This window comes from Pseudomonas sp. McL0111 (assembly GCF_052567255.1).
The window spans coordinates 2175801-2195330 of sequence record NZ_CP199585.1 but is presented as its reverse complement, the minus strand read 5'-3'; the positions used below and the strand labels follow the sequence as shown (position 1 = coordinate 2195330).

Here is a 19530-nt window from a genome sequence, read left to right as displayed (position 1 = left end):
CGAGTTTTTGTGGCGAGGGGATTTATCCCCGTTCGGCTGCGCAGCAGTCGTAAACCTCAGAACGGGGTTCCCGACATACCGAGCGCTATGGTTTCGGGGCTGCTTCGCAACCCAACGGGGATAAATCCCCTCACCACAAAAGCTTACTCGCCACAAAAATCTCCCTGCGCAGTAGACGACTACTTACTTCGCAGCCCAGGAATTGAAGCGCTGCTCCAGTTGCTCGCCGTTGTCAGCCCAGAAGCTGACGTCGATCTGCACCTGATTGGCGATGTTTTCCGGGGTGGTCGGCATGTCTTTCAGCACGTCCTTGCTCAGCAACGGTACGGCTTGGGTATTAGCCGGGCCGTAGGCGATGTTTTCCGAGTAGGTCTTCTGTTGCTGCGGCTGCACCGAGTAGGCGATGAATTTCTTCGCCGCTTCAGCGCGCTTGGCGTCCAGACCTTTAGGGATGGCCCATGCGTCGAAGTCGTAGATGCCGCCGTTCCACACCACTTTCAGGTTGGATTCTTTCTGCACGGCAGCGATGCGACCGTTGTAGGCCGAGCTCATCACTACGTCACCCGAAGCGAGGTATTGCGGCGGCTGAGCGCCCGCTTCCCACCACTGAATGCTTGGCTTCAGCTCATCAAGTTTCTTGAACGCGCGATCCTGACCATCCTTGCCGGCCAGCACTTTGTAGACGTCTTTCGGCGCAACGCCGTCCGCCATCAGTGCGAACTCGAGGGTGTACTTGGCGCCTTTGCGCAGGCCACGCTTGCCCGGGAATTTCTTGGTGTCCCAGAAATCCGCCCAACTGGTCGGCGCGGTTTTCAGCTTGTCAGCGTTATAGGCGAGTACGGTCGACCAGACGAAAAAGCCCACACCGCATGGCTGGATAGCGCCTTTGACGTAGTCTTCGGACTTGCCGAACAGCGCAGGGTCGAGGGGTTCGAACATGTCTTCGTCGCAGCCACGGGCCAGTTCCGGCGATTCGACTTCCACCAGATCCCACGACACGCTCTTGGTGTCGACCATGGCTTTGACCTTGGCCATTTCACCGTTGTATTCGCCGGCGACGATCTTGCCGTTGCCCGCCGCTTCCCACGGTGCATAGAAGGCTTTGACCTGCGCAGCCTTGTTCGCCCCGCCAAACGACACCACGGTCAAATCCGGGCCAGCGGCCATTGCGCTTGCCGCACCCATCAGGCCCAGGGTCAGGGCGGTGAACTTCAGGGATCTCAACATTTATTGTTCTCTCCACGTGCAGGGTTGGTGTTGGTAGTGCCGGGGCGATCAGTTCGCCTCTAAAAGGGGATCGAGCGCACGAACGTGCTCGACCTGCCAGCCAAGCGGTACCACGTCACCGACCGCGAGCCCGGGATCGAGCTCGGCAATCGGTTGTTTCACGAAGAAGTCGGTCTTGCCGCAGACTTCGAGGCGCACCCGGACGTGGTCGCCCAGATAGATGAATTCCGCCACCCTCCCTGAGAAGCGGTTGACGCATTGGTCGCTGGAGCCGTTGAGGCTGACGCGTTCCGGACGAATCGACAGGGTCACCGGCTCGCCGGTCTGGCCGACGTTGACCGCCAGCGCCTCGACCTTTTCGCCACGGCCCAACTCGACCACGCAGCGGTCGCCACTCTGGCTGAGCAAACGGCCGTTAAGACGGTTGTTCTCGCCGATGAAGTTGGCGACGAAGGTGTTTTTTGGTTCTTCATAGAGGCTGCGCGGCGGGGCGATCTGCTGGATTTCGCCTTGATGAAATACCGCGACGCGGTCAGACATGGTCAGCGCCTCACCCTGATCGTGGGTCACGTAGACCACGGTCACGCCGAGACGCTGGTGCAGATGTTTGATCTCCATCTGCATGTGTTCACGCAGTTGCTTGTCGAGGGCGCCGAGTGGTTCGTCCATCAGCACCAGTTGCGGTTCGAACACCAGCGCCCGAGCCAGCGCCACGCGCTGTTGCTGACCACCGGACAATTGCGCCGGGTAACGTTGGGCGAAGGCATCGAGCTGAACCATGCTCAGGACTTTCTTGACCTTGTCGCTGACGTCACTCTTGTTCAGCCCGCGCACGGTCAGCGGGAAGGCGAGGTTCTCGGCCACGGTCATGTGCGGGAACAGCGCGTAGTTCTGGAACACCATGCCGATGTCGCGCTTGTGCGGCGGCACGTTGTTGATCGAACGCCCGGCCAGCAGAATTTCCCCGGCGGTCGGAGTTTCGAAACCGGCAAGCATCATCAGGCTGGTGGTCTTGCCGGAGCCGGACGGCCCGAGCAGGGTCAGAAACTCACCTTTGCGAATGTCCAGGTTGAGGTCTTTGACGATCAGGTTCTCGCCGTCGTAGCTCTTCTGCACACCACGAAAGCTGACCAGCACATCACTGGCCCCTGCGTTTGAATCGACCTGGCTCATACCCACACCTTTGTTATTGATGACTGCTGTGGGACTAAGCCTAGTGGCTACTGACAGGCACGCAAATCGGGGCGCAGGAGAGAATCGCCTCAGCCGGATGGAAGGTTGGGGGTAGGGATTGCCCTACAAGGATGGCGCGTTTGGATATGGCAGTTGCGAGCGTTGAGCTGCAAGCCACATGCAACGGCAAAAACGCGCTATCAGTAACGTCGCAAATGAACATGCCTATACCGAGACTGTGGGAGCTAGCCTGCTAGCGATGGCGGCAGGTCAGTCGCTACTGAGCTAGCTGACATAAAGCAATCGCTAGCAGGCTAGCTCCCACATTGGATAAGCAGTGATCTTTAGAGGAGTTTGTGTTCCATCGCGTACTTCACCAACTCCGCCAGGGAGGTGATGTTGAGCTTCTGCATCAGCCGCGCCTTGTGGGTGCTGATGGTCTTGCTGCTCAGGGCCAGTTGCTGGGCGATGTCGTTGACGTTGGCGCCTTGAGCCAAGCGCTCAAACACCGAGAACTCGCGCTCGGACAACAGCGAGTGCAGTGGCCGCGCGTCAGTCAGGCCGACTTCGAAAACCATGCGATCAGCCAGATCCGGATCGATATAGCGCCCACCCGCCGCGACTTTGCGAATGGCCGTTAGCAGCAGCGCCGGATCGCTGTCCTTGGTCGCATAACCGGCCGCGCCAACCTTCAGCGCCCGGGCAGCCATCTGGGCTTCGTCGTGCATCGACAGCACCAGAATCGCCGGTGGATTGTTCAGTGCACGGATGCGCGGAATCGCTTCCAGACCGTTGACGCCGGGCATGGAGATATCCAGCAACACCACTTCACACGGCACATGCCGCAGGGTCTCAAGCAACTGCTCGCCATTGCTCGCCTCACCGACGACTTGCAGATCCTTGGCCAGGCCGATCAATTGCTTGATGCCTTCACGGACGATGGTGTGGTCTTCGGCTACCAGTACACGGATCACTTGCCTCTCCTAACTGATGGGTTGATCTTCTAGCTATCCAGCGGCACCCAGACATTCAGACTGGTGCCCTCCCCCGGCTCACTCTCAAGCCGCAGCCGCCCGCCCATGATCAGCACTCGCTCGCGCATGCCGACCAAACCGAACGAAGTCGGCCGACCCGTCGCGGCGACAAATCCTACGCCGTCATCGCTGATCGTCAGACACAACTCGTCACCCTCAAGCGCCAGCCTCAGTTCGACAGTATGCGCCTGGGCATGCCGCATAACGTTGGTCAGCGCTTCCTGCAGAATTCGGAACAAGCCAATCGCCTTGGCATCGCTGAGCGGCGGCAGATTCTCCGGCACCTGCACCAGACACGGAATCTGCGTGCGCGCCTCGAAGCGCCGCGCCTGCCATTCAATCGCCGAGGCAATCCCGGCGTCGAGAATCGGCGGACGCAACGCCGTGGCAACATCGCGCACCAACTGAAACAGCTGGGCGATCAGGCGTTTCATGCTGTTCAGGCGATCATGCAGGCCAGGATCAAGTTGCGCGTAGGCCAGTTCGCACATCGATGTCTCGAGTTTCAGCACCGTGAGCATCTGCCCCAGCTCATCGTGGACCTCGCGGGCGATGCGCGCCTTTTCTTCCTCACGCACGCTTTCAAGGTGCGCCGACAGTTCGCGCAGTTGCTCGCGACTCGCGGCCAGTTCCAGTTCGATGCGCTTGCTCTCGGTGATGTCCCAGACGATGCCGTCCCAGACGTACGCGCCGTCTTCCAGTTGCCGGGTAATGGCTTTGATCTCGGCCCAGCGTTGCTCGCCCTGACGGGTGAGAATCCGCCCTTGCCATGACCAGTCGCGATCTGTGTCCAGCGCCTGATCCTGGGTCTGGTGATAACTGGCCTTGTCGTCCGGATGCACCAGACTGCGCAAGCCCATGTCGCGATGGGCGATGGCGGCCGGAGCATAACCAACCAGACTTTCACTGCCCTCACTGATGTAGGCGAAATCGATCTGCCCGGTCACCGGTGCCCGCTCCAGGCGAAACACCAACCCCGGCACGTTGGCGGCGATGCCCTGCAGCCGCGCTTCACTTTCTTGCAGCGCGGCCAACGCGCGGCGTCGCTCGGTGACGTCCGTCAGATAGACCACCAGATATTCACCGTCGCGAAACCGCAGGAAACTCAGCGAGACATCCGCCGGCAAGACACTGCCATCGGCGCGCACGCAATTGGTTTCAAAACTCAGCGGGCCCTCTTCGCTGGCGCGGGCACGCTTCCACAGACTGAGCCAGCGGTCCATGTGCAGCCCGGGTTCGAAATCGATCAGCGGCCGCTCGATGATCCCGCCCGATGGATAACCGAGCATGTTTTCCGCCGCACGATTGGCGTAGCGCACATGGCTGTCCCAATTGACCCAGAGAATGCCGACGGTGCTTTGATCGATGGAAAACTGCGTCAGCCGCAGCGCTTCTTCACTGGCGGTGCGCTGGGCGATGTCTTCGCGCGCGGCCAGCAGGCGTTGTTCGAGGCTGTGCTGCTGACGCCGTTGCCAGAACACAATCGCCGCGCAACTGAGCAGCAACACCGCGAATAACAGGCTGAGGTTCTGCCAGAAACCCGGCGATTCCGAGAGTCTCGGGTATTTGGGTTGCAGCCACTGATTGTGCAGGCGCTCCAGCTCCTTGGCGGGGATCGCGCGCAAGGCGCTTTCAACGATGCCGGCCAGTTCCGGCCAGTCGCGCCGGGTCGCAACCCGCAGCAACTGCGGCAGACCGATATCGCCAACCACCACCAATCCCGCGAACTCGGGCTCGGCTGACAATCGACCCAACTGAGCCTCATCTACCACGGCGTAGGACGCCTGCTGACTCAACAGCAACTGCAACGCCTGACGCTCCACTGGCACGCCTTGCAGATTCAGATGGGGATAGTTGCCACGCAGGTAATCAGCGGTCGCACTCGGCATACGCACCGCGACGCGGGACTGGCTGTCGAGTTTTTCCAGCTCAACCACGCCGCCGGTCTTCTGGTCGCTGACCACCAGTTGCGGCACGCGCATATATGGATCGGAAAACAGCCACAGGCGCAGCGCGCTTGGGGTCTGGGTCAGGCCCGGGGCCAGATCGATTTCACCGTCGCGGGCGGCGGTTTCCAGTTGCTCAAGATCCTGAAAGTTGCGCCAGCTCAGTTCGACGTTCAGGGCTTTCGCCAGTGACTTCATCAACTCGACATTGGCCCCGGACAAGCGCTGCAAACGCCGATCGTATTGCGCATAGGGCGCTTGCAACACCAGACCGACGCGCAGTTCGTTGTGCTGCGCCAGCCATTGCTGCTGGCTCGCCGACAGTTGCACTAGATGGCTCGGTGGCGCAGGCGCCGCCCGGCCCATCAAGGGAAACCACAAACAGCCGATAACCCACAGGCAGCAAAATCGCTTCATTGAAGTCTCATACACTGACAAATTCTGACCAACCCATTAGGCTGCCGGGATACTTTTCTGGCCTGGAATAACCGATGCCCTCTGTCTACCGCCTGGCAATGCCAGCATTGTGCCTGTCGCTGCTCCTGCCTTGTGCGTTTTCCGTCGAAGCCGCCGATCCGGCGCCCGCCACGGAAAAATCCACCGAAGCAAAACCGGCTGAACGCCAGCCACTGCTTGAGCGTAGTCAGGAAGAGGCCGCGGCACTTGCACTCACGGTTCCGGTTCAGGAACAACAACAGTTGCAGTCCGGTGCCGAAACCTTCCTCGCACTGTGGAAACCGGCCAACACCGCCGAACCCAAGGGCGCGGTGATTATCATCCCGGGCGCAGGCGAAACTGCTGACTGGCCACAAGCAATCGGCCCGTTGCGACGCAAGTTGCCAGACGTCGAGTGGAGCAGCCTGAGTATCACCCTGCCCGATCTGCAAAGCGACGCCATCGCACCGCGCGTAATCGCAGCCCCGGCGGCGCCGAAAGCGGCCGAGACCGGCAGCAAGGATTCGACCACCGCGCAACCGATCGAACAGGCCGCTGGCGGTGAAGCCGACGTAGCGGATCAGGTCGTGGCCGAAACCACCGAAGAACAGTCCAAGGCTGATGCCGAGCGGATTTTTGCGCGCATCGATGCCGCGATTGCTTACGCCGAACAGCAAAGTGCGCGGCGTATCGTGGTGCTCGGTCATGGCACTGGCGCTTATTGGGCGGCGCGTTACCTGAGCGAGAAGCAGACATCTCAGGTGGAGAAGTTTGTGATGATCGACGCGCAGACGCCGACCAAGGCCAAACCGCAGCTTGCGGAATTGACGCCAACGTTGAAGCTGCCGACGGCCGACATTTTCTACACGGACAAACCGCTGGATCGCAATGCCGCGCTGGAACGCATGCAGGCCAGCAAGCGGTTGAAGACTTCGGCGTTCAGTCAGGTCGCGCTCAAGGCGTTGCCGGACAGCAAGGCTGAGCAGGAACAGTTGTTTCGCCGGGTTCGTGGCTGGTTGAATCCGCAGAACGTGGACTGACAGAAAGACCGCGTCGCCCCATTCGCGAGCAAGCTCGCTCCCACATCAGGCGGAGATCGAATGTGGGAGCGAGCTTGCTCGCGAAGAGGCCAACGCAGACAACACAGGTCTATCCGCTAACGAAAATCGCGCCGCTCACGAATCAGCGTGTAAGCGTTATGCAGTTCGCGAGTCCGGTCCGTGGCCTCGCGAACCTGTGCCACCGTCGCGCCACTGCCGGCAATCTTGTCCGGGTGATGACGGCTGAGCAGTCGCCGATAAGCCCGTTTGATCTGCGCCGGCTCGCTGGTCACCGACACGCCGAGCAGGCGCATCGCTTCCTGATAACTCACTGCGGCACTGATCACCGGACGCTTGCCCGGTTCGTAGTCGCTGGCCAGCGCTTGCACCTGCTGAGTTGTCCAGCCCAGCCACTTGCCCCACTTCGCCAACAACTCCCGCTCAGCAACGCCGGCCCGACCATCGGCCCAGACCATTCGCCAACAGGCGCGCAGTACGCCTTCGGTTGCATGCGGTTGAGCGCTCAGGCGACGCAGATACCCACGCAGATTATCGTTGCCCGACTTGCCGCGATTAAACGCGGCAATCGCCCGACGCTGTGCCGAGTCGCTCATTTCCAGAGAGCGCATCTCCTGACGCGCCTGCTGAATATGCCCATCCGTCACCCGACCATCACTCTTGGCCAGACGTCCGAGCAACACGAACAACAATTCGTCGTTGCGCAACATCGGCTGGCCGCCGAGTTTTTCCCGCAAATGCCCCCAGCTTTGCAAGTGCAGGCGCCGATCCAGCGCCTGACCCAACAATGCCCCAAGCATGGCCCCCGGAATGCTGGCGATAGCAAAACCCGCCCCGGCTCCAATCAGAGTCCCTGGCCACAACATATCAACGTCTCGCTTCTATCAAGGCTTCTGCTTCTGCCAGTCGTTCATGCGTACCGACATCGACCCACAGGCCTTTCAAGCGCTCACCGCTCACTTGACCGTTGGCCATCGCCTTGCGCAGCAGCGGCGCCAATTTGAAAGCCTCGGCCTTGCAGCCGTCGAACAATTGCGGATGCAGCACCGCTATGCCGCAGTACGTCAGGGTGGTAGCGCCCGGCTCAGCATCATTCACCTGGCCGTCGACCAAGGTGAAATCGCCGGTCGGGTGATGGGCCGGGTTGTCCGCCAGCACCAGATGCGCCAGGCCAGTGATCGGCTGATGCAGCACGCTGAAATCGTAATCAGTCCAGATGTCGCCATTGACCACCAGAAACGCATCGTCGCCGAGCAGCGGCAGCGCACGGAAAATTGCGCCACCGGTTTCCAGAGGCTCGCCTTCACGCGAATATTGAATGCTCACGCCATATTGCGAGCCGTCGCCCAGGTAATCCTCGATCTGCTGACCGAGCCAGGCGAGGTTGATCACGATCTCTTTGAAACCGGCTACCGCGAGGGCGCGCAGGTGATACTCGATAAGCGGCACGCCGCCCGCTCGCACCAGCGGTTTCGGCGTGGTCAGGGTCAGCGGGCGCATGCGCTCGCCTTTGCCCGCCGCCAGAATCATTGCCTTCATGCTTGCGCTCCGTCACGCAGGCTCGCCAGCAACGCTTGCAGGTCCGCCAGTTCCGGACGGCGTGCGACCACCGCTTCTATATAAGAGAAGAAACGCGGCACATCGGCCAGATAACGTGGCTTGCCATCGCGATGGCAGATACGCGCGAAGATGCCGATGACTTTCAGGTGACGCTGCACGCCCATCAAGTCGCTGGCACGCAGGAAGTCTTCGAAGTCTGGCTGTACCGGGATGTTCAGCGCCGAGGCTTGCTGCCAGTAATTTTCCAGCCAGCCACGTACACGCTCTTCCGGCCAACTGAGGAAGGCGTCCTTGAACAGGCACGTCACGTCGTAGGTCACCGGGCCGTAAACCGCATCCTGAAAATCCAGCACGCCGGGATTCGGCTCGCTGAGCATCAGATTGCGCGGCATGTAGTCGCGATGCACCAAAACTTTCGGCTGGGCCAGCGCGCTGTCGATCAGCAGATCGCTGACGTTCTTCCACAGTTGCTGTTGCGCGGTGTCGAATTCGATACCGAGTTCACGCTTCACGTACCACTCCGGGAACAATTCCAGCTCACGGCGCAACAAAGCAACGTCGTAACTCGGCAGCGGTGCAACCATCGGCAATTGCTGAAAAGCCAGCAACGCTTGCAGGGCATCGCCGAACAAAGCGTCAGCATTTTCGCTGTCGATCACGTCGAGAAAGGTCTTGTTGCCCAGGTCATTGAGCAAAAGAAATCCGCGTTCGAGGTCTTCTGCATAAATTTTCGGCACATTTATTCCGGATTTCGCCAGTAAAAAAGCGATATCCACGAACGGTTTGCAGTTTTCCTGGGGTGGCGGCGCGTCCATCACGACGAAGCTGCGACCCGCGCCTTCCCAGCGGAAGTAACGGCGGAAACTCGCGTCGCTGCTGGCCGCGGTCAACGTGGCCGGGGGCACGGCGCCCCAGCCCTGATCTGCAAACAGGTTTGCCAACTGCTCATCGAGCCAAACTTTCAGGTGTTGCAAGCGTACATCTTGGTCAGGCATTGCAAGGGTCTCCGACGGCGCTAGCCGTCAAGCGGGTCATGCTTTATTATCCAGCATCTTTTTCAGACCATCGAGAGGCGTGCGGCCCACACCGCGGGCAGATGGCACGCAGGAAGCCCGGACTAATAAGATGGCATTGAAATCCCCCGCGTTTCGTAAAAAATTTCCGTTGTTGGTAACCGGCAGTCTGCTGGCTATGCAACCTCTGGCCAGCCCATTCGTTTTCGCCGCCGAGCAGTATGACTGCTCCGTATCGGCTACGGGTGCCTGGGACTGTTCGCCAAAGACGCCGGCGGCTGCATTGCCTCCGCGTCCGGTGCATGACGGCAGTGCCGTCAGCGCTACTGGCGAAGCCCCGGCGCAGGACGGTTCGGTTGCCGACACTGGCACTAAAACCGCTCTGGTCACCGAAGCCAAAGGCCGCGGCCTGAAAGCCCGTAGCGAAGACTACAGTCACCTCGACTGGGTTCCGCGCGAGAAGCTTACCGCCGCCCAGCTGGCCGAGACCGGTCCTTACTGCTCTGGTTCCTATATCGAACCGACTCGTCCTGGCATGAATGACAAGACGAATAAAAGCGATGCTCCGACCTTTATCGGCGCAAAAGCTTCGCGCTATAACACCGATGATCAAGTTGGCACATTGGCCGGCGATGTCGTGTTGCGTCAGGGCAGCATGCAGGTCGAGTCCGACGAAGCCAGCCTGTATCAGGCCGAGAGCCGCGCCGAACTCAATGGTGACGTGCGCATTCGCGACAACGGTGCTCTGATCGTCGGCGACCACGCCGATGTGCAGCTCGACACCGGTGAAGCCAAGGTCGACAACGCCGAGTACGTGCTGCACAAATCGCGTATCCGCGGTAGTGCGCTGTACGCCAAGCGTGCCGAGAACGCGATCATCCGCTTGAAGGACGGCACGTACACCACGTGCGAACCGAACAGCAACGCCTGGCAGCTCAAGGGCAACAACATCACCTTGAACCCGGCCACCGGTTTCGGTACTGCGACCAACGTGACGCTGCGGGTCAAGGACATTCCGATCCTGTACACGCCGTACATCTACTTCCCGATCGATGACCGTCGCCAGTCCGGCTTCTTGCCGCCGACTATCGGCACCGGTACCGATACCGGCTTCATGCTGGTCACCCCGTACTACTTCAACCTGGCGCCTAACTACGACGCCACGTTGTATCCGCGTTACATGAGCAAGCGCGGCATGTTGGTTGAAGGCGAGTTCCGTTACCTGACCAAGTCCAGCGAAGGCCAGTTCGGCGCTGCGTACCTGAACGATGACGACACCGAACGCAGCAAGCAGACCGACTACGAAAAAACCCGCTACATGTACAACTGGCAGCACAAGGGCGGTCTCGACTCCCGCGTGTTTACCCAGGTTGACTACACGAAGATCAGCGATCCGTATTACTTCCAGGATCTGACGACTGATCAGATCGGTGTGAAGAGTGCTGACTACGTGAACCAGCAAGGTTCGGTCACCTACCGTGGCGACAGCTATACCGCACGATTGAACGCGCAGGCGTATCAATTGGCGACCGTGTCGAACATCACGCCATATGACCGTCTGCCGCAGATCACCTTCAATGGTCAGCTGCCTTATCACCCGGAAGGTCTGAATTTCGATTACGAGACCGAACTGGTTCGTTTCGATCGCGATCTGGAAAACGGCAACTTCACCAACGAAGACGGCACCGTCGAGACTCGTCTGGACAATAACGTCACAGGCCTCGCGCGCGCCAACGGCGACCGTTTGAACCTGAAGCCTGGCGTCAGCCTGCCGATGAACTGGACCTATGGCTTCCTGAAGCCATCGCTCAAGTACCAGTACACCCAGTATCAACTGGATCTGGACGGTACTGGCAAATCCCAGATCGCTGCTATGTCGCCGGAAAATCAGAAGCTGTACGGCCAGTTCGGCAGCAATCAGAACCGTGGCGTACCGATCGCCAGCATCGACAGCGGCCTCTACTTCGACCGCAACACGTCGTTCTTCGGCAAGAACTACCGCCAGACTCTGGAACCACGCCTGTTCTACCTCTATGTACCTGAGGAAGACCAGTCGGATATTCCGGTGTTCGACACCAGCGAATACACCTTCAACTATGCGTCGCTGTTCCGTGACAACCGCTTCTCGGGTTCCGACCGTGTCGGTGACGAGAACAAACTGTCGCTGGGCGTAACCAGCCGCTGGATCGAAGACGACGGTTTCGAACGTCAACGCGTCAGCGTCGGTCAGGCCCTGTACTTCAAGGATCGCGAAGTGCAACTGCCAGGTATCGATGCCAAAACCCGTGCGGACGCCCAATCCAACGTTTCGCCGTACGCACTGGAATACGAATATCGCTGGAACCGTGACTGGCGCACCACTGCCGACTACAACTGGGATCCGGACAGCCGCAGCCCTCGTTCCGGCAGCGCGATGTTCCACTACCAGCCTGAAGACAACCCGAACAAGGTTATCAACGCCGGTTATCGCTATCGCAATGACCAGGTTCGTTACGACCAGAGCACCGGTAAATGGACGGTGGGCGGCGGTGACTACGGTACCCCGGGCCAGCCTGGCTACGTGAAGGACTACTACAAGATCCAACAGCATGACTTCTCGGTCATCTGGCCGATCGTGCCGCAATGGAATGCCATCAGCCGCTGGCAGTACGACTACAACCGCAACCGTACGCTGGAAGCCTTCGGTGGTTTCGAGTACGACAACTGCTGCTGGAAATTGCGCCTGATCAACCGTTACTGGGTTTCCTACGACGAATTCAGTCAGGAAGCTCCGCAAAACGAAAAGGGCGACCACGGCGTCTTCCTCCAAATTGTTCTGAAGGGACTCGGCGGCCTCACCGGCGCCAAAGTAGAGAGCTTCCTCGACAAAGGCATTCAAGGTTATCGTGAACGTGAAGACCAAGCTTTCTGATTGTCTGCGCCCGCTGATGCTGGGCGCGCTGTTCCTGGGTACTGCGGCTAACGCCGCAGTTCAGTCCATCGATAAAGTGGTCGCCATCGTCGACAACGACGTGGTCATGCAGAGCCAACTGGACCAGCGTGTCCACGAAGTTCAGCAGACCATCGCCAAACGTGGAGGCGGCATGCCGCCTCCAGGCGTACTGGATCAACAGGTGCTTGAGCGCCTGATCGTCGAAAACCTGCAATTGCAGATCGGCGACCGTTCCGGCATCCGCATTACCGATGAAGAGCTGAACCAGGCTGTCGGCACCATTGCCCAGCGCAACAACATGACTATTGATCAATTCCGCGCCGCTTTGGCACACGACGGTCTGAACTACGACGACGCCCGTGACCAGATCAAACGCGAAATGATCATCAGCCGTGTGCGTCAGCGCCGCGTGGCAGAACGCATCCAGATCTCCGAGCAGGAAGTGAAGAACTTCCTCGCCTCCGATCTGGGCAAGATGCAACTGTCCGAAGAACTGCACCTGGCCAACATCCTGATTCCAACCCCGGAAAGTGCCAGCTCCGAAGCGATTCAGAGCGCCGCACGCCAGGCGATGGATATCTACCAGCAGCTCAAGCAAGGTGCTGACTTCGGCCAACTGGCCGTCGCCAAATCCGGCAGCGACAACGCACTGGAAGGCGGCGACATGGGCTGGCGTAAAGCCGCTCAATTGCCACCGCCGTTCGACCGCGAACTGAGCAGCATGGCCGTTGGCGACATCACCCAACCTGCACGCACCCCGGGTGGTTTCATCATCCTCAAAGTGCTGGCAAAACGTGGTGGCGAAAGCCAGATGAGCGACGAAGTTCATGTACGCCACATTCTGGTCAAGCCAAGTCCGATTCGCGACGAAGCCAAGACCAAGGCGCTTGTTCAATCGTTGTATGAGCGCATTCTGGCGGGCGAAGACTTCGCCACTCTGGCGAAAAGCTATTCCGAAGACCCGGGTTCAGCGCTCAACGGTGGCGATCTGACCTGGATCGACCCGAACGCACTGGTACCGGAATTCCGCGAAGTGATGAACAAGACCCCACAAGGTCAACTGTCCAAGCCATTCCAGACCCAATACGGCTGGCATGTTCTGGAAGTGCTTGGTCGTCGCGCTACCGACAGCACCGAAAAAGCCCGCGAACAGCAGGCAATGACGGTTCTGCGCAACAAGAAATACGACGAAGAGCTGCAAACCTGGCTGCGTCAGATCCGTGACGAAGCGTACGTAGAGATCAAACTTCCTGGTGCAGACCAGGCAGCGCAGTGAAACCCCAGCGTTTCGCGCTGACACCCGGCGAACCAGCCGGCATCGGTCCCGACCTGTGCCTGCTGCTCGCCTCGCAAGCCCAGCCACACCCCCTGATTGCCATCACCAGTCGCGACCTGCTCATCGAGCGGGCCGCGCAACTGGGGCTGGCCGTCAATCTGCTGGCCGTCACCCCTGATCACTGGCCGGACGCTCCGGCGCCCGCCAATAGTCTTTATGTCTGGGATACGCCGCTCAGCGCCCCCGTCGTCGCCGGGCAACTGGACAAGGCCAACGCGGCTTTCGTCCTGGAAACCCTGACCCGCGCCGGCAATGGCTGCCTGAACGGCGATTTCGCCGGGATGATCACCGCGCCGGTACACAAGGGCGTGATCAACGAATCGGGTATCGCGTTTTCCGGCCACACAGAATTCCTTGCCGACCTGACCCACACTGCACAAGTGGTGATGATGCTTGCCACTCGCGGCTTGCGCGTGGCGCTGGTCACCACTCACCTGCCGTTGCGCGAGATTGCCGATGCGATCACGCCGGAGCGTCTGGAGCGGGTCACACGGATTCTGCACGCCGACCTGCAAGACAAATTCGGCATCGCCCAGCCACGCATCCTCGTCTGCGGACTCAACCCGCATGCCGGCGAAGGCGGACACCTGGGCCATGAAGAAATCGACATCATTGAACCGACATTAGAGCGCCTGCGCGGCGAGGGCATGGACCTTCGTGGCCCGCTGCCTGCCGACACTCTGTTTACCCCCAAATATCTGGAGCACTGCGACGCAGTGCTGGCGATGTACCACGACCAGGGCCTGCCCGTGCTGAAGTACAAAGGCTTCGGCGCAGCAGTCAACGTGACCCTTGGCCTGCCGATCATCCGCACATCGGTCGATCACGGCACCGCCCTGGATCTGGCCGGCAGCGGCAAGATCGATACCGGCAGCCTGCAAGTCGCCCTGGAAACCGCCTACCAGATGGCCGAGACCCGTTTATGACCGAGCAATACCAACACAAGGCGCGCAAACGCTTTGGCCAGAACTTCCTGCACGATGCCGGCGTCATCGACCGCATCCTGCGCTCCATCAGCGCCAAGCCTGACGACCGCCTGCTGGAAATCGGCCCGGGCCAGGGTGCGCTGACCGCCGGCCTGCTCAACAGCGGCGGCCAGCTCGACGTGGTGGAACTGGACAAGGATCTGATCCCGATCCTCAACCAGCAGTTCGCCGGCAAGAGCAACTTCAACCTGCATCAGGGTGATGCACTGAAGTTCGACTTCAACACGCTCAACGCTGCACCGAACAGCCTGCGCGTAGTCGGTAACCTGCCGTACAACATCTCGACGCCGCTGATTTTCCACCTGCTGAACAATGCCGGCATCATTCGCGACATGCACTTCATGCTGCAAAAAGAAGTGGTCGAGCGTCTGGCAGCGGGTCCAGGTGGTGGCGACTGGGGTCGTCTGTCGATCATGGTTCAGTACCATTGCCGCGTGGAGCACCTGTTTAACGTTGGCCCCGGCGCGTTTAATCCGCCGCCAAAGGTTGATTCGGCAATCGTCCGTCTGGTGCCACACGCGGTACTGCCGCACCCGGCCAAGGATCATCGCCTGCTGGAGCGCGTAGTGCGCGAAGCGTTCAACCAACGCCGCAAGACCCTGCGCAACACCCTCAAGCAATTGATGACCAATGACGAGATCGAAGCCGCTGGTGTCGATGGCAGTCTGCGTCCTGAACAGCTCGATCTGGCAGCATTCGTGCGCCTCGCCGACAAGCTCGCAGAACAGGTTGTAGAAACGCCCGCCGCCGACTGACAGGCGATGAACGCTATCGGGCAGGACGCCGCTCTGGTTTACTGCCCGATACTTGCCTAGACTGACTCCCCATCAGCTACGCCCCGCGTTCCGCTTTGTTTAAGGCCTTTTTGAATGTCCGATCCTCGTTATCAGGTCGATGTCAGCGTGGTCACCCACTATCTGGCAGACCAATCGCAACCCGAGCAAGACCGCTTCGCCTTCGCCTATACCATCACCGTGCAAAACAACGGTCAGATGCCTGCCCGATTGATTTCACGGCACTGGGTCATCACTGACGGCGACGGCCATGTCGAAGAAGTTCGCGGCGCCGGTGTCGTCGGTCAGCAGCCATTGATCGACACCGGTAAAAGCCACACCTACAGCAGCGGCACGGTGATGACAACCAAGGTCGGCAATATGCAGGGCAGCTACGAAATGGTCGCCGAAGACGGCAAGCATTTCGACGCAATCATCAAACCGTTCCGCCTCGCCGTACCCGGGGCCCTGCACTGATGGCGACGTATGCCGTCGGTGACCTGCAAGGCTGTCTTGATCCGCTCAAGTGCCTGCTCAAGCAAGTCGCGTTCGACCCGAAACTGGATCGTTTGTGGCTGGTCGGCGATCTGGTCAACCGTGGCCCGCAGTCACTGGAAACCCTGCGCTTCCTTTATGGCATGCGCGAATCTCTGGTCTGCGTGCTCGGCAACCACGACCTGCACCTGCTGGCCGCCTCGCAGAACATCGAACGCCTGAAGAAAAACGACACCCTGCGCGAGATCATCGAGGCGCCCGATTGCGCCGAACTGATGTTGTGGCTGCGCCAGCAAAAACTTATGCACTACGACGAACAACGTGATGTCGCCATGACCCATGCCGGCATTGCGCCGCAGTGGTCGCTGCGCAAGGCACTCAAATGTGCTGCAGAAGTGGAAACCGCGTTGCGTGACGACAACCTGTTTCCAGCGTTCCTCGATGGCATGTACGGCAACGAGCCGGCGAAATGGGACAACGACCTCAAAGGCGTGACCCGCCTGCGAGTCATCACCAACTATTTCACGCGCATGCGTTTCTGCACCGCCGAAGGCAAGCTCGACCTCAAGAGCAAAGAAGGCCTCGACACTGCGCCGCCAGGTTACAAACCGTGGTTTCAGCACAAGGACCGCAAGACCAAAGGCCTGCGCATCATTTTTGGCCACTGGGCGGCGCTTGAGGGGCTGGTCACTGAGCCGGGCATCTCGGCCCTCGACACCGGATGCGTCTGGGGCGGTAGCCTGACCCTTATGAACGTCGACAGCGGTGAACGACTGTCCTGCAAATGCGACGAACACGGCGCTGTACTGCCGCCAGTCGCCTCCCCTATCCCAGAATCTTCGCCAGTCAGCGCCCCGCGTTAGACTGCGCATACCGCCAAGCTACAGGAACCCGCCATGAGCGAATTCAAACGAATCCCCCCGGAACAGGCCCAGGCCTTGCGCGAACAAGGCGCAGTAGTGGTCGACGTACGTGATCCAGCCACTTTCGCCGCTCTGCACATCAGTGGTTCGAAGCATCTGGACAACGTTTCCATCTCGGACTTTATCCGTGCCGCCGACCTGGATGCGCCGACTGTAGTGGTCTGCTATCACGGCAACTCCAGCCAAAGCGCTGCCGCCTACCTGATCAGCCAAGGCTTCTCCGACGTCTACAGCATGGACGGCGGCTTCGAGTTGTGGCGCTCGACTTATCCTTCGGAAACCGCGCAAAGCACCTCCGAATAATTTTTTTGTCACGCGCAGGCCCCGGCTCCCGCGGGCCTGCGCGCGGCAGACGAACGGTCTGCCACAACTAATTACGTATCTCGCCTTTACCTCCTGAATTCCCAACTATCCTTAAGCGCAGGCCATCCAAAACAGGGGAGAGCCGGTACACCGGCGCACGGGTCATCGGGAGTAGCTTTCGGGGTTGTCGGCTCCGGGAGAGTTCTGGGGGGTAAACAACAGCCGCCAAAACGACTGTTGCCAGCATCGACTGAGTGATCCGGCGTCGGCTCCACGTATCGAGCGAGGTGACGTCATGAGTATCTTTAGCCACTTCCAACAACGCTTCGAGTCCACACGCCAGGAAGAACTCTCGCTGCAAGAGTATCTGGAGCTGTGCAAAAAGGACCGCAGCGCCTACGTTTCCGCCGCCGAGCGTCTACTGCTGGCCATCGGAGAACCAGAGCTGCTCGACACCTCGACCAACTCGAGGCTGTCGCGAATCTTCTCCAACAAGGTGATCCGCCGCTATCCGGCCTTTGAAGACTTCCACGGGATGGAAGAATGCATCGACCAGATCGTGTCGTATTTCCGCCATGCAGCCCAAGGCCTGGAAGAGAAGAAACAGATCCTTTATCTGCTCGGCCCCGTCGGTGGCGGTAAATCGTCGCTGGCCGAAAAGCTGAAACAACTGATCGAAAAAGTGCCGTTCTACGCCATCAAGGGCTCGCCGGTATTCGAATCGCCTCTGGGTCTGTTCAACGCCACTGAAGATGGCGCAATCCTCGAGGAAGACTTCGGCATTCCACGGCGCTACCTGAACACCATCATGTCGCCATGGGCGACCAAACGCCTGGCCGAATTCGGCGGCGACATCAGCCAGTTCCGCGTGGTCAAACTGTATCCGTCGATCCTCAACCAGATCGCCGTGGCCAAGACCGAACCGGGTGATGAGAACAACCAGGACATCTCGGCGCTGGTGGGTAAGGTCGATATCCGCAAACTTGAGGAATACCCACAGAACGACGCCGATGCCTACAGCTACTCCGGTGCGCTGTGCCGGGCCAACCAGGGCCTGATGGAATTCGTCGAAATGTTCAAGGCACCGATCAAGGTGCTGCACCCATTGCTGACCGCCACACAGGAAGGCAACTACAACAGTACCGAAGGCCTCGGCGCGATTCCGTTCACCGGGATTTTGCTGGCTCACTCCAACGAATCGGAGTGGCACACCTTCCGCAACAACAAGAACAACGAAGCCTTCATCGACCGGATCTACATCGTCAAAGTGCCGTATTGCCTGCGGGTCAGCGACGAAGTGAAGATCTACGACAAGCTGCTGTTCAACAGCTCCCTGGCCAAGGCGCATTGCGCGCCAGACACCCTGAAGATGCTGGCGCAGTTCACCGTGCTTTCGCGCCTCAAGGAGCCGGAAAACTCCAACATCTATTCGAAAATGCGCGTGTATGACGGCGAAAACCTCAAGGATACCGATCCTAAGGCCAAGTCGATCCAGGAATATCGCGACTCCGCCGGTGTCGACGAGGGCATGAACGGACTGTCGACGCGCTTCGCGTTCAAGATCCTGTCCAAGGTTTTCAACTTCGATCCGCACGAAATCGCTGCCAATCCGGTGCACCTCCTTTATGTGCTGGAACAGCAGATCGAGCAGGAACAGTTCCAGGCGGAAACCCGCGAGCGCTACCTGCGCTACCTGAAAGAGTACCTGGCACCGCGCTATATCGAATTCATCGGCAAGGAAATCCAGACCGCTTACCTCGAGTCTTACAGCGAGTACGGCCAGAACATTTTCGACCGCTACGTGCTGTACGCAGACTTCTGGATTCAGGATCAGGAATACCGCGATCCGGAGACCGGCGAAATTCTCAACCGCGTCGCACTGAACGAAGAACTGGAAAAAATCGAAAAACCGGCCGGCATCAGCAATCCGAAGGATTTCCGCAACGAGATCGTCAACTTCGTACTGCGAGCCCGCGCCAACAACAACGGCAAGAACCCGACCTGGCTCAGCTACGAAAAACTGCGGGTGGTCATCGAGAAGAAAATGTTCTCGAACACCGAAGACCTGCTGCCGGTCATCAGTTTCAACGCCAAGGCCAGCAAGGAGGACCAGCAAAAGCACAACGACTTCGTCACACGCATGGTCGAACGCGGCTACACCGACAAGCAGGTACGGCTTCTTTCCGAATGGTACCTACGGGTCCGTAAATCGCAGTGAGGTAGTTGCAAGCGACAAGTTACGAGCTGCATTTAGAAAGCGCGCAAGCCCTGAAGTCCGGGCAACTGCTTCTACTTGCAGCTTGCAGCTCACAACTTGAAGCTGCCCGGAGGGCCTC

General features: G+C 59.5%; 16 protein-coding genes. 9 read left to right on the top strand and 7 right to left on the bottom strand.

The genetic code is table 11. From position 1 onward, the window contains the following. Positions 1-183: 183 nt before the first annotated feature. From ACTWLJ_RS09895 to ACTWLJ_RS09880, 4 genes are all read right to left on the bottom strand, one after another. Entirely contained in the window at positions 184-1227 is a 1044-nt protein-coding gene (locus tag ACTWLJ_RS09895; RefSeq protein WP_401217701.1) for an ABC transporter substrate-binding protein, read from the bottom strand. 48 nt (positions 1228-1275) lie between these two features. After that, positions 1276-2400, bottom strand: a complete 1125-nt coding sequence (locus tag ACTWLJ_RS09890) for an ABC transporter ATP-binding protein (protein WP_445180713.1) — start codon at positions 2398-2400, stop codon at positions 1276-1278. 344 nt (positions 2401-2744) lie between these two features. Continuing rightward, the gene (locus ACTWLJ_RS09885) at positions 2745-3374 is read right to left on the bottom strand and encodes a response regulator (RefSeq protein ID WP_008085218.1); all 630 of its coding nucleotides are present in this window, start codon (positions 3372-3374) and stop codon (positions 2745-2747) included. A 29-nt stretch (positions 3375-3403) separates the two neighbouring features. Beyond that, on the bottom strand, positions 3404-5797 hold the full coding sequence (locus tag ACTWLJ_RS09880) for a PAS domain-containing sensor histidine kinase (protein ID WP_445180712.1): 2394 nt from the start codon (positions 5795-5797) through the stop codon (positions 3404-3406). Positions 5798-5871: 74 nt separating this feature from the next. Here ACTWLJ_RS09880 and ACTWLJ_RS09875 point away from each other — a divergent pair, with 74 nt between their 5' ends. Continuing rightward, on the top strand, positions 5872-6855 hold the full coding sequence (locus ACTWLJ_RS09875; protein ID WP_445180711.1) for an alpha/beta hydrolase family protein: 984 nt from the start codon (positions 5872-5874) through the stop codon (positions 6853-6855). Between the two features lie 116 nt (positions 6856-6971). Here the strand turns inward: ACTWLJ_RS09875 and ACTWLJ_RS09870 are convergent, their stop codons facing one another. From ACTWLJ_RS09870 to ACTWLJ_RS09860, 3 genes are read right to left on the bottom strand one after another with little or no spacing between them, the layout of a single operon-like run. After that, a complete protein-coding gene (locus ACTWLJ_RS09870; protein WP_445180710.1) occupies positions 6972-7739 on the bottom strand; it encodes a TerB family tellurite resistance protein in 768 nt (255 codons plus the stop codon). A gap of 1 nt (position 7740) precedes the next feature. Continuing rightward, entirely contained in the window at positions 7741-8412 is a 672-nt protein-coding gene (gene murU, locus ACTWLJ_RS09865; protein ID WP_445180709.1) for an N-acetylmuramate alpha-1-phosphate uridylyltransferase MurU, read from the bottom strand. Continuing rightward, positions 8409-9428, bottom strand: coding sequence for an aminoglycoside phosphotransferase family protein (locus ACTWLJ_RS09860; RefSeq protein ID WP_445180708.1), 1020 nt, complete (start codon positions 9426-9428; stop codon positions 8409-8411). The genes murU and ACTWLJ_RS09860 overlap by 4 nt, the downstream gene beginning before the upstream one ends. A gap of 130 nt (positions 9429-9558) precedes the next feature. Here ACTWLJ_RS09860 and ACTWLJ_RS09855 point away from each other — a divergent pair, with 130 nt between their 5' ends. The 8 genes from ACTWLJ_RS09855 (at position 9559) to ACTWLJ_RS09820 (ending at position 19412) form a co-directional block, all read left to right on the top strand. After that, positions 9559-12357: an LPS-assembly protein LptD gene (locus tag ACTWLJ_RS09855; protein ID WP_445180707.1), complete on the top strand. Its 2799-nt coding sequence runs from the start codon at positions 9559-9561 to the stop codon at positions 12355-12357. Continuing rightward, positions 12332-13654 (top strand): peptidylprolyl isomerase SurA, encoded by a 1323-nt coding sequence (gene surA / locus ACTWLJ_RS09850; RefSeq protein WP_401217721.1) that lies wholly within the window; start codon positions 12332-12334, stop codon positions 13652-13654. The genes ACTWLJ_RS09855 and surA overlap by 26 nt, the downstream gene beginning before the upstream one ends. Next, positions 13651-14640, top strand: a complete 990-nt coding sequence (pdxA, locus tag ACTWLJ_RS09845) for a 4-hydroxythreonine-4-phosphate dehydrogenase PdxA (protein WP_445180706.1) — start codon at positions 13651-13653, stop codon at positions 14638-14640. The genes surA and pdxA overlap by 4 nt, the downstream gene beginning before the upstream one ends. Further along, positions 14637-15455 carry a 16S rRNA (adenine(1518)-N(6)/adenine(1519)-N(6))-dimethyltransferase RsmA gene (gene rsmA / locus ACTWLJ_RS09840; protein WP_401217726.1) on the top strand — a complete coding sequence of 273 codons (819 nt, stop codon included), beginning with the start codon at positions 14637-14639 and terminating at the stop codon, positions 15453-15455. Before pdxA ends, rsmA begins: the two co-directional genes overlap by 4 nt. 114 nt (positions 15456-15569) lie before the next feature. After that, entirely contained in the window at positions 15570-15950 is a 381-nt protein-coding gene (gene apaG / locus ACTWLJ_RS09835; RefSeq protein ID WP_445180705.1) for a Co2+/Mg2+ efflux protein ApaG, read from the top strand. After that, a complete protein-coding gene (locus tag ACTWLJ_RS09830) occupies positions 15950-16831 on the top strand; it encodes a symmetrical bis(5'-nucleosyl)-tetraphosphatase (protein WP_445180704.1) in 882 nt (293 codons plus the stop codon). Before apaG ends, ACTWLJ_RS09830 begins: the two co-directional genes overlap by 1 nt. A 33-nt stretch (positions 16832-16864) precedes the next feature. Beyond that, on the top strand, positions 16865-17194 hold the full coding sequence (gene glpE / locus ACTWLJ_RS09825; protein ID WP_445180703.1) for a thiosulfate sulfurtransferase GlpE: 330 nt from the start codon (positions 16865-16867) through the stop codon (positions 17192-17194). Between the two features lie 295 nt (positions 17195-17489). Next, positions 17490-19412 carry a PrkA family serine protein kinase gene (locus ACTWLJ_RS09820; RefSeq protein WP_007910115.1) on the top strand — a complete coding sequence of 641 codons (1923 nt, stop codon included), beginning with the start codon at positions 17490-17492 and terminating at the stop codon, positions 19410-19412. Positions 19413-19530: the final 118 nt, after the last annotated feature.

Excerpts from the sequence above, each read along its gene's own strand:
- ACTWLJ_RS09895 (WP_401217701.1), bottom strand. The coding sequence starts at position 1,227 with ATGTTGAGATCCCTGAAGTTCACCGCCCTGACCCTGGGCCTGATGGGT.
- rsmA (WP_401217726.1), top strand. The coding sequence starts at position 14,637 with ATGACCGAGCAATACCAACACAAGGCGCGCAAACGCTTTGGCCAGAAC.
- murU (WP_445180709.1), bottom strand. The coding sequence starts at position 8,412 with ATGAAGGCAATGATTCTGGCGGCGGGCAAAGGCGAGCGCATGCGCCCG.
- ACTWLJ_RS09830 (WP_445180704.1), top strand. The coding sequence starts at position 15,950 with ATGGCGACGTATGCCGTCGGTGACCTGCAAGGCTGTCTTGATCCGCTC.
- ACTWLJ_RS09890 (WP_445180713.1), bottom strand. The coding sequence starts at position 2,400 with ATGAGCCAGGTCGATTCAAACGCAGGGGCCAGTGATGTGCTGGTCAGC.
- apaG (WP_445180705.1), top strand. The coding sequence starts at position 15,570 with ATGTCCGATCCTCGTTATCAGGTCGATGTCAGCGTGGTCACCCACTAT.
- glpE (WP_445180703.1), top strand. The coding sequence starts at position 16,865 with ATGAGCGAATTCAAACGAATCCCCCCGGAACAGGCCCAGGCCTTGCGC.
- ACTWLJ_RS09880 (WP_445180712.1), bottom strand. The coding sequence starts at position 5,797 with ATGAAGCGATTTTGCTGCCTGTGGGTTATCGGCTGTTTGTGGTTTCCC.
- ACTWLJ_RS09870 (WP_445180710.1), bottom strand. The coding sequence starts at position 7,739 with ATGTTGTGGCCAGGGACTCTGATTGGAGCCGGGGCGGGTTTTGCTATC.
- ACTWLJ_RS09860 (WP_445180708.1), bottom strand. The coding sequence starts at position 9,428 with ATGCCTGACCAAGATGTACGCTTGCAACACCTGAAAGTTTGGCTCGAT.
- ACTWLJ_RS09875 (WP_445180711.1), top strand. The coding sequence starts at position 5,872 with ATGCCCTCTGTCTACCGCCTGGCAATGCCAGCATTGTGCCTGTCGCTG.
- ACTWLJ_RS09855 (WP_445180707.1), top strand. The coding sequence starts at position 9,559 with ATGGCATTGAAATCCCCCGCGTTTCGTAAAAAATTTCCGTTGTTGGTA.
- ACTWLJ_RS09820 (WP_007910115.1), top strand. The coding sequence starts at position 17,490 with ATGAGTATCTTTAGCCACTTCCAACAACGCTTCGAGTCCACACGCCAG.